The sequence below is a fragment of the Psychrobacter sp. LV10R520-6 genome, assembly GCF_900182925.1.
Taxonomy (GTDB): Bacteria; Pseudomonadota; Gammaproteobacteria; order Pseudomonadales; family Moraxellaceae; genus Psychrobacter.
The window spans coordinates 160380-174854 of sequence record NZ_LT900024.1; the positions used below are offsets into that span (position 1 = coordinate 160380).

The 14475-nt window shown below is 42.5% G+C and carries 15 protein-coding genes and 1 tRNA gene; 9 read left to right on the forward strand and 7 right to left on the reverse strand.

From position 1 onward, the window contains the following. Window positions 1-86: 86 nt before the first annotated feature. Window positions 87-1634 (reverse strand): alanine/glycine:cation symporter family protein, encoded by a 1548-nt coding sequence (locus tag U1P77_RS00660; protein ID WP_321155556.1) that lies wholly within the window; start codon window positions 1632-1634, stop codon window positions 87-89. A gap of 1106 nt (window positions 1635-2740) precedes the next feature. Between U1P77_RS00660 and U1P77_RS00665 the strand changes: the two genes are divergently transcribed. From U1P77_RS00665 to U1P77_RS00680, 4 genes are all read left to right on the forward strand, one after another. Beyond that, window positions 2741-3373 (forward strand): LemA family protein, encoded by a 633-nt coding sequence (locus U1P77_RS00665; protein WP_321155557.1) that lies wholly within the window; start codon window positions 2741-2743, stop codon window positions 3371-3373. A gap of 223 nt (window positions 3374-3596) precedes the next feature. Further along, the gene (locus tag U1P77_RS00670; protein WP_321155558.1) at window positions 3597-4757 is read left to right on the forward strand and encodes a TPM domain-containing protein; all 1161 of its coding nucleotides are present in this window, start codon (window positions 3597-3599) and stop codon (window positions 4755-4757) included. A gap of 96 nt (window positions 4758-4853) precedes the next feature. Then, entirely contained in the window at window positions 4854-5384 is a 531-nt protein-coding gene (locus U1P77_RS00675; RefSeq protein WP_321155559.1) for a TPM domain-containing protein, read from the forward strand. A gap of 274 nt (window positions 5385-5658) precedes the next feature. Further along, complete coding sequence (locus U1P77_RS00680; protein ID WP_321156566.1) at window positions 5659-6654, forward strand: adenosine deaminase; 996 nt, start codon at window positions 5659-5661, stop codon at window positions 6652-6654. A 48-nt stretch (window positions 6655-6702) separates the two neighbouring features. Here the strand turns inward: U1P77_RS00680 and U1P77_RS00685 are convergent, their stop codons facing one another. The 5 genes from U1P77_RS00685 to U1P77_RS00705 all read right to left on the reverse strand — a co-directional run bounded on the left by U1P77_RS00685 (window position 6703) and on the right by U1P77_RS00705 (window position 9525). Then, window positions 6703-7011 carry an SIR2 family NAD-dependent protein deacylase gene (locus tag U1P77_RS00685; RefSeq protein WP_321156567.1) on the reverse strand — a complete coding sequence of 103 codons (309 nt, stop codon included), beginning with the start codon at window positions 7009-7011 and terminating at the stop codon, window positions 6703-6705. Window positions 7012-7231: 220 nt separating this feature from the next. Continuing rightward, the gene (locus U1P77_RS00690; RefSeq protein WP_321155560.1) at window positions 7232-8230 is read right to left on the reverse strand and encodes an RNA-guided endonuclease InsQ/TnpB family protein; all 999 of its coding nucleotides are present in this window, start codon (window positions 8228-8230) and stop codon (window positions 7232-7234) included. A gap of 33 nt (window positions 8231-8263) precedes the next feature. Further along, on the reverse strand, window positions 8264-8386 hold the full coding sequence (locus U1P77_RS00695; protein WP_321155561.1) for a helix-turn-helix domain-containing protein: 123 nt from the start codon (window positions 8384-8386) through the stop codon (window positions 8264-8266). Continuing rightward, entirely contained in the window at window positions 8383-8994 is a 612-nt protein-coding gene (locus U1P77_RS00700; protein WP_321155562.1) for an IS607 family transposase, read from the reverse strand. Before U1P77_RS00700 ends, U1P77_RS00695 begins: the two co-directional genes overlap by 4 nt. Before the next feature lie 60 nt (window positions 8995-9054). Continuing rightward, window positions 9055-9525 carry a Sir2 family NAD-dependent protein deacetylase gene (locus U1P77_RS00705; RefSeq protein ID WP_321155563.1) on the reverse strand — a complete coding sequence of 157 codons (471 nt, stop codon included), beginning with the start codon at window positions 9523-9525 and terminating at the stop codon, window positions 9055-9057. A 35-nt stretch (window positions 9526-9560) separates the two neighbouring features. On the opposite strand from U1P77_RS00705, the gene U1P77_RS00710 reads away from it, so the two are divergent. After that, on the forward strand, window positions 9561-9923 hold the full coding sequence (locus U1P77_RS00710) for a hypothetical protein (RefSeq protein WP_321155564.1): 363 nt from the start codon (window positions 9561-9563) through the stop codon (window positions 9921-9923). Between the two features lie 182 nt (window positions 9924-10105). Here the strand turns inward: U1P77_RS00710 and U1P77_RS00715 are convergent. Beyond that, window positions 10106-10182: transfer RNA gene (locus U1P77_RS00715), tRNA-Arg, on the reverse strand. A 374-nt stretch (window positions 10183-10556) separates the two neighbouring features. On the opposite strand from U1P77_RS00715, the gene U1P77_RS00720 reads away from it, so the two are divergent. From U1P77_RS00720 to queF, 4 genes are all read left to right on the forward strand, one after another. Further along, complete coding sequence (locus U1P77_RS00720; protein ID WP_321156568.1) at window positions 10557-11171, forward strand: c-type cytochrome; 615 nt, start codon at window positions 10557-10559, stop codon at window positions 11169-11171. Between the two features lie 252 nt (window positions 11172-11423). Next, window positions 11424-12386, forward strand: coding sequence for an ABC transporter ATP-binding protein (locus tag U1P77_RS00725; protein ID WP_321155565.1), 963 nt, complete (start codon window positions 11424-11426; stop codon window positions 12384-12386). Window positions 12387-12418: 32 nt separating this feature from the next. After that, a complete protein-coding gene (locus tag U1P77_RS00730; protein WP_321156569.1) occupies window positions 12419-13192 on the forward strand; it encodes an ABC transporter permease in 774 nt (257 codons plus the stop codon). 273 nt (window positions 13193-13465) lie between these two features. Further along, window positions 13466-14338 (forward strand): NADPH-dependent 7-cyano-7-deazaguanine reductase QueF, encoded by an 873-nt coding sequence (queF, locus tag U1P77_RS00735; protein WP_321155566.1) that lies wholly within the window; start codon window positions 13466-13468, stop codon window positions 14336-14338. Window positions 14339-14475 lie beyond the last annotated feature (137 nt).

A 14475-nucleotide genomic window follows, 5' to 3' on the forward strand; every position in this document is an offset into this window, starting at 1 on the left:
AAGCTCGTGACCATCGCCACGAGCTTTTTTTGATTTTACCTAAGAACTACTTAAGGATTATTTGATAAGACTTACTTCAAATAGCCTTATTTAAGATCTTTATGTAGAGGATCTTTATTCATGTCTTCCATCTGTTTGCGATGACGCTCTTCCCAATATGGCGCGTTTTTGATACCAAATTTTGCGGGATCAAAACTATAGTGTTTCACGCCAGCTTTACGCTGTGCTTCGTAGTCTTTAAGCATGGTTAGAGTCGGACGGGCCACAATGAAGATGACTAAGATACCAACGATGTTCAACCAAGCCATCAAGCCAACACCAATATCACCAATAGCCCAGATATAGCCAGCTGAGTTAAGACCACCGTAGGCAACCATCGCCATGATTAAGATTTTGACTAGGAATCTACCGATTTTACCTGCTTCTTTTCCTAGAAAGCGGGTTAAGTAAGCAACGTTTACTTCAGCGATATAGTAATAGGCCAAAATAGTAGTAAAGGCAAAGAAGAATACTGCGACGGCAATAAAGACATTACCGAAGGAACCGTATACTGATTCCATCGCCATCTGCGTAAAGGATGGTGAGCTAATTACAACATCGGCTGGTACGTTCTGTACCAAGAACTCACCGTCAGGCAGTGTACCTTGGATATTATAAGTACCCATGGTCAAAATCATGAACGCAGTAGCAGAACATACCAATATTGTATCGACATAGACTGAGAATGCTTGTACTAAACCCTGCTGTGATGGATGCTCAACTTCTGCAGCAGCAGCAGCGTGAGGGCCTGTACCTTGACCGGCCTCGTTGGAGTAAATACCACGTTTAACACCCCAGCCGATAGCAGCACCAAAGCCTGCTTGAGCGGTGAAAGCGTCGCCGACAATCATACCAAATACTTGTGGAATCATCTCATAATTAGCGAACATAATGAGCAAGGCTAAGACAATATAACCGATTGCCATAAAAGGTACTGCGTATTCGGTAAAAGTTGCAATACGCTTAATACCACCAAAGATGATAATACCTAGGACCACTAAAATAATACCTAGCGCCACTAAACGCATAGAGCCGACTTCTAATGCGCCGACATTCACTATAGTACCTTCGCCCATGACCTGTGCAAAGGCATTGATAACGCCGTTTGCCTGCACACCTGGTAGGAATATTCCACAGGCTAAAATAGAGGCAATCGCAAACAGGACGCCATACCATTTTTGACCAAGTGCCCGCTCAAAGTAATAGGCAGGGCCACCACGATATTCACCAGTAATCTCGTCTTTTTCTTTGTAAATCTGTGCCAGTGTTGATTCAACATAAGCGGTTGAAGCACCTAAGAACGCCACAACCCACATCCAAAATACCGCACCTGGGCCACCGAAGCCGATAGCAGCTGCTACCCCTGCGATGTTACCCATACCCACACGTCCGGCAAGCGATACCGCAAGTGCCTGAAATGATGAAATACCATCCTTACTAGACTTACCTGTAAATAGTAATTTTATCATTTCACCGAACAGACGCACTTGTACGAAGCGCGTCATGATGGAATAGAACAGACCAGCACCTAAGCATAAGTAAATTAATGCTGGGCTCCAAATAATTCCGTTTACTACATTGACTAAACCTTCCATATCTCTATTCCTAGTACTGTCTCAAAGTGGCTATGCTTGTCTAACTGTTTAAGCGAGATGTATAAACTAAACGTAACGACTTAAATTTATAGTCACTTAACCACTCAGGATAGCTTGTAGTTGTCCGTGTATATCCGCTTGCCTTATTACCAACACTGACAGTATCAATATTGTTTAATCAATACTATTTATCAAAATCAGTGCCGATGCTAAAATTAGCTGCGGCTGCAATTCCTTTTGCCATTTTAATCATTGCAATATCATGACGTCACGCAGTAAGAGTGGATAAATAACAAAAAAACCAGCGAATAAAGCAGTTGGTTACTATAGTTAAATACCCAGCAAAAGAGTGACAGCATTCAACGTGCAACTAGCCGTCATGATGGTCTCAACTTGCCCATAACTCTCAGTCAAATGACTGTTAATACCCATCGCTATTGATTTAAGCGGCAATTATTTATCAGGTATCTCAACCGTTATTGATAAAAAATTGATGGCCATTCAGCTTGGTATTTGTGCTAGTTATACGATAAGTTGAGAAAAACAATTGATAATTCGTACTCTGCCTATACTAATTGAGTAACAAATCCACTACCGATTGTGTGCAAAACATACGGTTAAGTAACTGCAATTTGCCACAAATATATGTTGATTACTAGATTTTTTTTTGATTACTGCATACTTTTTGTTTTAGAAGGGTCGTTAGTAAACGGATGTGTGGTCATATAGAGGTTTTGAGAGAAAGAATTTTTTAGGGGATAGTATTAAAAGTAGTGATTCATATTGAGACTCTGCCGTTGTGTTTTGGTAACGGTGAGTTGTAAAATAGCAATGTTAACGCCATTATTAGCAGCATATGTTTAGGCTATAGAGCCAGCACTGTATAATCGCTATCATAATTGATAACTGTCTAAATGTTGTTTTCATATAAGCTTTTGTATTACAGGTGTTTATATCATAGACCCAGATATCACAGAAACCTGCTATAAAGACCTACTATAAATAGGCGCACAGATAACAAATGCTTATCGTAGTAGATAAAAAAGTTATCAAGGCATGTGTTACCGGTTATCTATAGTTATTTATTATTCTTAGGAGAGACAAATATGTCGCGTAAAGCTATTATAAAACCTATGTTACTATCAGTAGTATTGGCAATATCAGCCGTCAGCTTAAGCGGTTGTGGCTATAATAATCTCCAGTCACAAGACGAGCAGGTGACTGCCTCATGGTCAGAGGTTGTCAACCAATACCAACGCCGTTCTGATCTGGTTCCTAACTTAGTTAAAGTCGTCCAGCAGTACGCCGATCAAGAGCAAGACGTCTTTACGCAAGTGGCCGAAGCGCGTTCACGTGCAGGCGGCATCACCTTGACTCCGGAAGTACTCAATGACCCACAAGCAATGGAGCGCTATGCAGAAGCACAAGCACAGATGGGCGGTGCATTATCACGTCTGATGGCTGTTTCTGAGCGTTACCCTGAGCTAAAGTCTGATGCGTTGTTCCAAGACTTGCAAGCGCAGCTAGAAGGCACTGAGAACCGGATTGCGGTTGCTCGTAATCGTTATATCCAAGAAGTACAAAGCTATAACACTACTGTGCGTCAGTTCCCAACCAATATCACCGCAAAAGTATTTGGTATGGACGTAAAACCAAACTTTACGGTAGCGAATGAAGAGGCCATCTCTACTGCTCCAAGCGTTGACTTTGGTGAAGACGATGCGGCTACCGCTCAGTAGTTTTTAACTGATCAATAGTCTTTAATCAACAAGCTTGAAAGTAAAACGGTGCTACAGGTTATACGATAGGTTTTTATTACTATAAAGTGTTAGTGTCGGTTGGCACAAGCGGCGGCTTTATCGGTTAGGTTGGAATTTTTAATACATCATTGAGCGTCGCACGATAGCCCAATTTAGCACGACATAATTCAGCACGGATGTTACTCGAGGTGGTATAGACTAGATGAATAATTCAAAAGCAATCGTATCGGCATTACTATTCATTATCGGTGCCAGTAGTGCACCCGCGCTGTATGCCGCTCCGAATGACGTTGCTGTCGCTGCTGATAGCACCTCGGATATGCAAAATCGTAGTGTTGAGGATTTAGTGGCCTTGGCCAAAGCAGGTGAGGCCAATGAAGCTATCAATGATGCGGTGTTGGGCAACGAGGCCATTAATGAGGCAGTGCTTGGCAACGATGCTTTGAATCCCAATGCGGCTGCTGATAGTACAAACAAGGCTGATGCACAAACCAAATCCGCAACCCCTTTACCGCCTGTTGAGTCGAGTGCGGCTACTATCGATGCCGATAAGCTGATATTGAACGAACCGGTCGTTGATCAGGCCAATATCTTAACGGCCCAGCAAAAACAACGCTTGACTGAGCAACTGAATAGGATTTATCGGCAAGGCCTAGCCCAAGCGGCGGTCGTTATTGTACCGACTACTAACGGTCTACCCATATTTGATTATGCGTTGCAAGTGGCGGACAAATGGCAACTGGGTGATAAAGACATTGATGACGGCTTGCTAATTGTGTTGGCCGTCAATGACCGTGAGATCTATATCCTAAGCGGTTATGGGTTAGAAGGTGTGATGCCAGACTCTGTGCTTAATCGCATTATTCGTGAGGATATTACCCCACTTTTTAAGCAGAACGACTATGCTGCTGGCCTTTTTGCAGGTGTTAGTGCTCTTGAGGCTCGTTTAAATGCAGATCCTGAAGTATTAGCCCGTGCCGATGCGCAGGCCGCTGAGCGCAGTGCTCAGCAAGGAGAAGATGAAAACCCATCTTCGATCGCTTTATTCGTTATGGCTATGATATTTGGCAGCTTTATCACTAGTATCTTTGGCCGAATATTTGGCTCTATTTTGACCGCTGGTGGATTTCTTGCCGGCTCACTAGCCTTAGGCGGTGGCCTTTTTATGACCATTATCATGGCCATATTTCTATGGTTGTTCTTGATTTCGCGTGGTTCAGGCGGTGGTCGTGGAGGTCGCGGCGGCGGCATGGTCTTCCTGCCAGGATTGGGTGGCGGTAGCAGTGGCGGCGGATTTGGCGGAGGAGGTTTCGGTGGTGGTGGTGGCGGCTTCGGCGGCGGCGGTGCTGGCGGTTCATGGTAGACTCATTCATTAGGCTATATTTACTAAGTGATAGTACTTACTAGGCCATATTTATCAGATTACAGTCAGCAATGGCGTACTTGAGGAAATAATATAATGGCACAAAACAACTTACCCTCATCACAGGCAAGTTTTGCCCGCTGGTGGCGACAAGTCCTGTTTGTCCCGATGCTGCATAGCAGATGGCTGACATCAGAGGCCAAAGCGCGTTTGACGACCAAAGTGACCAAAGCAGAGCGTGGACATCGCGGTGAAATATTCTTAGTGATAGAAAACAATTTGCCCATCCAAGAGGCCTATCATATCAACTGCCGCACGCGCGCTATTGACTTATTCAGTGAATATCAGGTGTGGGATACCGAAGAAAATACCGGTGTCTTAGTCTATGTGAATATCTGTGAACAAAGCTTAGATATTGTTGCTGACCGCGGTATAAGTGCGCACGTCAGTCCAACCGTATGGCGAGCGATGTGTGACAAAGCGGTGGCAGGTATCGCCAATAAAAAAACGGAAGAGAGCTTGACTGATTTGTTAGATGAGGTTGGACAGCTATTGGGTCAGTACTATTATCTTGAAGACAATCCGTCGGGTAATGAGCTGTCTGATACCGTAGTATTTCTAAAGTAGCTTTGATTGTTATAGTTAACCCAGTTTGGAAGCGATACAGTGCTACTGGGATGCTACTGTAACAAACGTTTTGCAGGCTCGAAGCACGCTTGCGAACAGCACGCCAGAAAAATTTATACCAGCAGCACGTTGCTATAAGTGACTCTCTTTTATTTTGAATCGACTATAACATCGCTTCAACTCTACATCAGAAAAATATATTTGTGCAAATTTTTGTATGAAACCAGAAAATAATGAAATTTTTAACCAAAATAAAAAACATGACCGGACCCACATGATTGACTTAATCAAAAGATTGCCAAAAGCCGAACTTCATTTACATATTGAAGGCTCACTGGAGCCTGAGCTGATGTTTAGGTTGGCTAAAAAGAACAATGTAGAGATTCCCTATGAGAGTATAGAAGATGTGCGGAATGCATATAACTTTACCAATTTACAAACCTTTCTAGATATATACTACGCTGGTGCCAATGTACTTATCAACAAAGATGATTTTTATGATTTAACTTGGGAATACATACTAAAATGTGTTGAAAACAATATCATCCATACTGAAATATTTTTTGATCCACAAACCCACACTTCAAGAGGAATACCTTTTGAAACGGTAATCACAGGAATCAAAGAAGCTCTGGCTGATGCAAAAGAAAAGTATGGCATTACCTCTTGTATTATCATGTGTTTTTTAAGGCATTTATCGCAACAAGAAGCCTTTGAAACTTTAGAACAGTCTTTTAGATTTAAAGAAGATATTATTGGCGTTGGTCTCGATTCATCAGAACTTGGAAACCCTCCCTCAAAGTTTGAAGCGGTATTTAAAAAAGCCAAAGAAGAGGGTTTTAAGTTAGTCGCGCATGCCGGTGAAGAAGCTGATTTTACCTATATTTATGAAGCTTTAGATTTATTGGCTATTGATAGAATCGACCATGGCGTTCAATCTATTAAAAGCCCAGAGCTTATGAAAAGGCTAAAAGAGGAACAAATGCCTCTTACCGTTTGTCCGAACTCAAACATTGAGCTAAAGGTTTTTCAAACCTATAAAGAACACAATATAAAAGAGCTTTTAGATTATGGCTTAAATATAAGTGTCAATTCAGATGATCCTGCCTATTTTAAAGGCTATATAAATCAAAACTTTATAAACTTATGTGAAAACCTACCAATAACAGAAGGCGATATAGTTACTTTGGTAAAAAACTCCTTCAAATCTTCATTTATAGATAATGATTTAAAAAATGAGTATTTAGCTAAAGTCGATGAAGCAATCTAATTAATTTTCCAGTAAATCGCTGCACTAAAAGTTACTTTGCTAGTCTTGCTACGAAAACAGTGCACTGATTTGATTGAACAGTTGCGGCATCACAACGCCGGCATTCGCTACTAGGGTGATGTCAACTACGGTATTGGGCGTAGGATTGGGGTTTATTTCGATAATCTTAGCACCGTTTTGTTTTGCTATTTGGGCAAGTCCAGCAGCAGGATAGACCAGACTGGAGGTACCAATACTTATAAATACCTCACAATTAGCGGCGGCATTTTCTGCCGTTTGCCATGCCTCAATAGGTAACGACTCACCAAACCAGACAATATCGGGTCTAATATAACCGTCACAATGGCCGCAATTTATTAATTGGTCTGCAAAACTAACTTGTTCATGGGCAACATTAGAAGAGTCAGAACCGTTCCAAAAATATTACTCAAATCTCACTAAATATATCTAACTAGCTAGATTTAAAATTTTCTTTCTGCTTCAATGCCATGCGCTACCTCTCGTTTGAGACTTAGACTGACTACGACTCCACAGACTTTTTTAATTGGCGATGGAACTCACCGACCAATGAGCGGGGTTATGCGACTGTTAAAATAACAGTCGCGTTATTTAAAATATTGATACTGGCGTTGAGATCGCGGTCATGTTTGGACTGACACTCAGGACACGTCCATTCGCGCATCTTTAGTGTTAATTCATCTTTGCCAAGGATGTGATTGCAGTTTGAGCAAGTCTTTGAGCTTGGGTAAAAACGACCGACTGACTTCACAACCTTGCCTTGCTCATTGGCTTTATAGATAAGCTGACGCTTAAATTCAAAGAAACCCAAATCACTAATGGCGCGTGACAGCTTTCTATTTTTAACCATGCCTTTGACATTAAGACTTTCAATCGCAATCACATCAAACTCTCTGACCAAGCTAGAGGTTATTTTGTGCAACGAATCCTGCCTGATACCTCTGATCTTATAATGCAAACGAGAGAGCTTGGTTTTCGCCTTTTCTCTGTTTTTACTGCCTTTTTTAGTGCGACTCAGGTTTTTATTGAGTGTTCTTAATTTGCTTAAATATTTAGCTAAGGGCTTAGGTGCTTTAATTTTGGTGCCGTCTGATAAAACTAATAAATCGGTAATACCAAGGTCGATACCAACGCTTTTACCTGTCTTGATAATCTTTTTAACCCTGTGGTCTAAATCAACTGCAACGCTGACAAACCATTTCCCGCCGCGCTTAGAGATGGTGGCCGCCATTATTTTACCGTCAAACCGTAAAGCCTCTTTCATGCGCACCCAGCCTAAATTAGGGATGCGAATGGATTTACCTTTAATGGCAAATTGGTCGTTAGAGAGACTGAATCTATCGTCTTTACCACGCTTGCGCGTGACGGGGTATTCAGCCAGCCCTTTAAAAAAGTTGTTATAAGCATCGCCCAGTTGCATGATTGCGGCTTGCGGGGCACATTTTGTCACTTCCGTCATCCACGGGAATAGCTCACGTTTAATGGCGTTCAATTCGCGTCTGAGCTTGGCTTGTGAGGGTCTGTTTAGATTTTTGGAATCAATCTCAATACCAGCCAATAAACAGGCGTCACGGTAGGCCTTGTCCTCTCTCTATTGACGTTGCCACTCATGCAAGGCCCAGTTGTAAGCTTTCCGCGCCACACCGCAAGCACGGGCAAAATGGTTCGCCTGTACGTTGTTTGGTTTGAGTTCGATGATATGACCACGGATCATAATACTTGTTTAACCGCCTCTATTAGTTTTTGATTTTTCTTGCTGCGAGAACCGTAGAGCCTCGCTGAAAATACAGTGATAATCTCTAATACATCTTGGGCTAATTCTTGCTCAAAACTAAGTTCCTCGCCTTGATTGATAATGACCACCTTAACATCACGCGCCTCACATAGCATAAACACCAATTCAGCACCAAAGCGTAAAAGTCTGTCTTTGTGGGTGATTACCAGTCGCTCGACTTTGTTGTCAAGAATGTCGTCAAGCAGGGTTTTTAAGCCTTTCTTCTTATAGTTCATACCACTACCAAAATCGGTGATTGTCTCGAAACGCCAACCTTGTTTGGCACAATAAAGTTCCAAAACCTGCGCTTGGCACTGCAAGTCATCTTTTTGGTCACGACTTGAAACACGAGCATAAGCAATGGTTTTTCGGTCTAATTTTGGTGGTGTATTTAAAGGGTGTGGTCTTACTTCATTTAAATCATAACGTCTGTGACCATTTTCGGTTCTTTTGGCGACTAACGTACCATCTTCATCCCAACGTCTTAATGTCGATTGAGCAACCCCAAAATGCTTGGCCGCCTCCCCAATACTAACCAGTTTTCCCATAACCCTATCTCTTTATTGTTTTTTAATTTACTTATTATAGATATAAATGATTAGAATTGGTTATATTTTAGGTAACTGTTCGTAACCCTGTTCATAGGGCGCATTACAGCGACTGCAACGATTACGCCAAAGATGACCGTGTAAATGGGACACGGTACTGCCAGCCTGCTCGTGTAAATCATCAACGTTTTGGGTAATTAGAGTCAGCTGTTGATTGTTTGATTCAGCGTGCTGTTGCCATTGTGCAAGGGCGTGGTGGGCTGGATTGGGTACTTTATCAGATACCAGTTGCCGACGCCATTGATACCATGACCATACCAGCTGCGGATCACGCGCAAAGGCTGCACAAGTCGCCAAATCCTCAGCACGATATTGCGACCATAAACCAGTTTGCTTATCTCGAAAAGTAGGAATGCCGCTTTCTGCCGAAACCCCTGCTCCGGTTAAGATACAAATGCGCTGTTTTGAGACTAATAATTTGGCAGTACGCTGCACTTCAACGATTAACTCTGACGACAATTCTGCTAACATAGCTTAACCCTTGCTAATAATGGATGCATAACCCTATGATAGACGGAATTTGGTGGCTTGTCATATTGCTAGCGGTGGTTGCCAGTTTGTGGCTACTGGCCTATCTGCGCGGTGCTAAAAGTGATGATAAAACCAAGGCATCTTCGCGTGCAAAAATATCTCCTAATGATGGCCTGCAAAAAACGGCTGCCATGCTCAAACAATATTTCCCTGATTACCGAGTGTCCCGTAAGAACAATCATTTACTTGTCATCAAGCAGGGCAAAAAAATCGCGATGATTACCATTGATAAAAAGCTCGCTACTGGTCAGCGCCGTTTAGGTGACGTGCCTATTATTAATTATCACCGCACACCTAGCCGTGCTCAGCTGAGCACTAATTTACAAGATGCAGAGTAGGGCTACTTATCGTTTTAATAGTAGCCAAACGGTCACTATCACCCAGAATGCAGATGCAAAAAACAATGCAGCCATGACATCTCCCAATCCTTGACTTTTATTAATATAGAAGTTCCTAAAGGGTTTTAGAGGTAATACTAGATAAGGAATAAGTGGCGCGAGGATAAGACAAATCAAAGAAGTGGTGCGCTCGGCGGGAATCGAACCCACGACCCTCGGCTTCGGAGACCGATACTCTATCCAACTGAGCTACGAACGCATGATGTGACTATTTATAATGTACTGTTCAAAATACTGCCGATTAATGGTTAATATTTTGAAGTATGTCAAAAAATAAAGACCGCTTAGTTTAACAAATAAAAGCCAAAAAGCCAATGAGTGAGGCCAGCTATTAAGGTTTTTTGAGAAAAAACAACATAGTCAGCAAACAGGCATGGCAATCCACCCCTCTTTTCCCTTATAATGTCAGGGAGAATGACCATTGATGATCACCGATTACAATTGTGCCCGCTGACCTAACGACCGTTTGCTATTGATGACTGTGCGTTATCACAGGAGGACAAACAGGACGTTTACGTTGTGCCAGCCCCTTGTATATGTAATAAGAGAACGTGACGAATGAGAAAAGTAGTGATGTTATCGGCAGCTGCCATTCTAGGAATCGCTAGTATCGCGGTGAGCCAAGCTGAAGATATCGGAGATACGCCTGTAACTGTCTCTGATGTAGCAGAAGCACAGGACGTTGTCGATAAGGCACCTGAAGTGCTAGGTGATGATGTACAGGCTGCCGCCGACACCACAGATGCTGCTCCTGCTGACGAGACTGCGCAAGCAGCGCCTGCTGCTGACGAAGAACCTGTTCCTGTCGAAACCCCGCAAGTGCAAAAGCTAATTGCCTTATATCCCAATTTAATCGCACGTATTCAGCCTGTTGGCCAAGTGTGTTTTGAAGAAGGTGATATTTGTAATGTGACTGTGCGCTCGTCTGGCCCCTCAGCGGGTGACGGCCCTCGTGATGGTGGTACGGTATATAATGCTGTTTGTCAGACCTGTCACACAGCGGGCTTGCTCGGTTCACCGATTTTTGGTGACGCGGGCGCTTGGGGACCACGTATTGCTAAGGGCAAAGAGACCCTATATACGCATGCTATAAATGGTTTCAACGCTATGCCAGCTAAAGGTGGTGCCGATATTCCTGACGAAGAAGTTCAAAATGCAGTAGATTATATGGTGAGTGCAGCCAGTTAGTCTGATGGCTATTCATATTTTGATCTGTGTCTGATGTTATTCAATAACAGATGAAATTGCTTATTTATGATATGCGTTACCAACTTGTAAAGTGCCTATTTCAGTCTATGAGATAGGTGCTTTTTTTATGATTGGTATTATTAATGTTGTGCTTGCATTAAAGCATGGTTGAAATTTGCCAATCGTAACCTTATTTTAAGACATTACACTATCCATCCTAAAAATGAATTTTATAATCCAATAGAGGTATTCATGTCTGAGGTACCAGCGCTTTCCGTCCAGAATTTATCCAAAACTTATGACAACGGGTTTTCGGCGTTAAAAAATGTCACCTTAACCGTGCCGCAAGGTGGGTTTTTTGCGCTACTGGGGCCAAATGGGGCGGGTAAATCAACGATGATTGGTATTATCAGCTCTTTGTTTCAACCGACTAACGGTAGTGTGCATATTTTTGGTGCTGACCTATTAGCCAATCCTTCGGTGGCCAAGCAGTATTTAGGCATAGTACCGCAAGAATTCAACTTCAACATGTTTGAAAAAGTAGAAGATATTCTGATAACCCAAGCAGGTTATTTTGGTATTTCTGCCAAAGAGTCAAAACCACGCGCCGAGCGCTTACTCAAAGCCTTGGGTCTATGGGATAAACGAGACAGCAAATCGCGCGAGTTATCTGGCGGTATGAAACGACGCTTGATGATTGCTCGCGCGTTGATTCACAAGCCCAAGCTGTTAATTCTTGATGAGCCAACCGCTGGTGTCGATATTGAGTTGCGTCGCTCGATGTGGGAGTTTATGCAGCAAATTAATATTGAAGAAAATACCACTATTATTCTCACCACTCACTATTTAGAAGAAGCTGAGCAGCTGTGTAAGCGTATTGCGATTTTGGATCATGGTGAGATTCGTATTAATACTGAAATGAAAGACTTGCTGGCGCAATTGTCCGTTGAGACCTTTGTGTTAGATTTGACTCAACCGCTCACTCAGCCTTTAGTCATCGATAAAGTAACAGAGATTGCCCAGCCTGATGAGCTAACTGTGGAAGTGACTTTGAGTAAAGGCGAGACTCTCAACTGTGTCTTTGAGCAGCTCACCAAACTTGAAATAGAGGTTGCCAGCATGCGTAACAAATCTAACCGTCTAGAGGAGCTATTTATGCGGCTAGTAGACAAAAACGTTCAGAGTGAGGACAGTATGAAGGAAGCAGGGTTATGAAACAGCCAGTAACTATAGATCCTAATGAGACCATGTCTTGGGCCAAAAAGTGGATTGCTTTTCAAACTATATTAGTAAAAGAGATTCGTCGAATTCTTCGTATTTGGCCACAAACCCTGTTGCCACCGGTCATTACCATGGCTTTATACTTTGTCATTTTTGGTAAGATGATTGGCTCGCGGGTAGGGGAGATGGGCGGCGTACCGTACATGCAGTTTATCGTCCCGGGGCTCATCATGATGGCAGTGATTACCAATAGTTATTCTAACGTGGTATCGAGCTTTTTTAGTGCTAAATTTACAGCCAGTATTGAAGAGCTGTTAGTATCTCCAGTTTCTAAGCACGCCATATTAATGGGTTACATCGGTGGCGGTATTTTTCGCGGTCTGATTATTGCTCTTATCGTCTCTATTGTGGCGCTATTCTTTACTAAGCTGGGTATCGAGCATCTATTTGTCACTATATTTACGGTGCTTGGAACGTCTATCTTGTTCTCGCTTGGCGGCTTTATTAATGCGGCCTATGCACGCTCATTTGATGACATCACTATTATTCCAAGCTTCGTACTGACACCGCTGACCTTTCTTGGCGGGGTTTTTTATTCGATGGAAAACTTATCTACATTTTGGTACAACGTCTCACTACTGAATCCTATCGTCTATATGGTTAACGCATTCCGTTACGGTATCCTCGGTCATTCTGATGTCAACGTTTGGTATTCGATGGTGGCCATTTTTGTATTTTGCGTGGTGTTTTATACTATCTCTTATCGACTACTGAGTAATGGCTCGCGGATTCGCTTGTAGATAAATATCGACCTAACTAAAAGTTATAGAGAGCAACGTTGGTAATAGATAACTATTAATAGTTAGTAATAAATAACAGTAACGGATAATGTTAATAAAAATTAGGTATGGTGAATACTAAATAAAATAGATACGGGTCATAAACTCATAAGGCTGGCAAAATTTTCTCGCTTGCTGTGCGGCTGCGCCACTCCAGAGGCTTCGAAACTTTCCCACAGCCCTGCTTACTGTATCCGTTTTAGAGTAGACCAACTGTATTACGAGGAAGTACGAATGAGCATTCATGGTATTTTAGGCGAGCAAACTACCGATTATCCTACTGAGTATAGCCCGCAAACGTTATATCCTATTGCCCGTAGTATTGGGCGTGACGTTATTGGTTGGCAGACAGATAAGTTGACGGTTGGGGTGGATTGGTGGCATGCGTTTGAGATGTCATGGCTCAATCCGCAAGGTATCTCACAGGTGGCGCTGGCACGCTTTAGTATTCCTGCCAGCTCGCCTTATATTGTTGAGTCTAAATCGTTGAAGTTGTATCTCAACAGTATTAACTTTACCGAATTTGACAGCTGGCAACAAGTAAAAACGTTGGTTGCAACAGACTTATCAGCTTGCGTACAAGCAGACGTACAATTCGAGTTATTTGCATTAGACGATGCTCAGTCAGGGTTGTTGATTAGTCAGCCTGAGGGCGTTTGTATTGATAATGCGCTAGCAGGCAGTACGGATAAAGTAGGGCTAAGTATTCATCCTGATGCGTCGTTGCTGAATAGTAATAAAGTAGAATCTAGTACTGTTAAAAAGAACGATAGCGACAATCAGCCATATACTTTTTATTCTAATCTACTGCGGAGTAATTGTCCGGTGACCAATCAGCCGGATTGGGGCACTTTAGCGGTCATTATGACCAGCACACGCGCAATTGATGATGCCGCTATGCTACGTTATATTTTAAGTTTTCGTCAGCATAATGGCTTTCATGAGCAGTGTGTGGAGCAGATATTTGCCGACTTAAGCCAATATTACGAGCCAAGCAAACTTATGGTACGCGCATGGTACACACGCCGGGGTGGTATCGATATCAATCCTTGCCGAATCAGTGAGCTGTCGTTACTGCCAGCGCCAAGTCGCTTGATTCGGCAGTAATTTGAGTGGTGAGGAAGCAGGTTTGTAAGACAATAATCATCTTTATATGATTTCGGTAATTTCCAACTGAATTATCAAACACAAAAAAAGCGCCTATTTCATTTAATGAGATAGGCGCTTTTGTATTAGCTAAGATT

Coding starts and splice junctions, on each gene's coding strand:
- U1P77_RS00720 (WP_321156568.1), top strand. CDS start 10,557: ATGTTATCGGCAGCTGCCATTCTAGGAATCGCTAGTATCGCGGTGAGC.
- U1P77_RS00670 (WP_321155558.1), top strand. CDS start 3,597: ATGAATAATTCAAAAGCAATCGTATCGGCATTACTATTCATTATCGGT.
- U1P77_RS00680 (WP_321156566.1), top strand. CDS start 5,659: ATGATTGACTTAATCAAAAGATTGCCAAAAGCCGAACTTCATTTACAT.
- U1P77_RS00700 (WP_321155562.1), bottom strand. CDS start 8,994: ATGGGAAAACTGGTTAGTATTGGGGAGGCGGCCAAGCATTTTGGGGTT.
- U1P77_RS00665 (WP_321155557.1), top strand. CDS start 2,741: ATGTCGCGTAAAGCTATTATAAAACCTATGTTACTATCAGTAGTATTG.
- queF (WP_321155566.1), top strand. CDS start 13,466: ATGAGCATTCATGGTATTTTAGGCGAGCAAACTACCGATTATCCTACT.
- U1P77_RS00660 (WP_321155556.1), bottom strand. CDS start 1,634: ATGGAAGGTTTAGTCAATGTAGTAAACGGAATTATTTGGAGCCCAGCA.
- U1P77_RS00710 (WP_321155564.1), top strand. CDS start 9,561: ATGATAGACGGAATTTGGTGGCTTGTCATATTGCTAGCGGTGGTTGCC.
- U1P77_RS00675 (WP_321155559.1), top strand. CDS start 4,854: ATGGCACAAAACAACTTACCCTCATCACAGGCAAGTTTTGCCCGCTGG.
- U1P77_RS00695 (WP_321155561.1), bottom strand. CDS start 8,386: ATGATCCGTGGTCATATCATCGAACTCAAACCAAACAACGTACAGGCG.
- U1P77_RS00705 (WP_321155563.1), bottom strand. CDS start 9,525: ATGTTAGCAGAATTGTCGTCAGAGTTAATCGTTGAAGTGCAGCGTACT.
- U1P77_RS00730 (WP_321156569.1), top strand. CDS start 12,419: ATGTCTTGGGCCAAAAAGTGGATTGCTTTTCAAACTATATTAGTAAAA.
- U1P77_RS00725 (WP_321155565.1), top strand. CDS start 11,424: ATGTCTGAGGTACCAGCGCTTTCCGTCCAGAATTTATCCAAAACTTAT.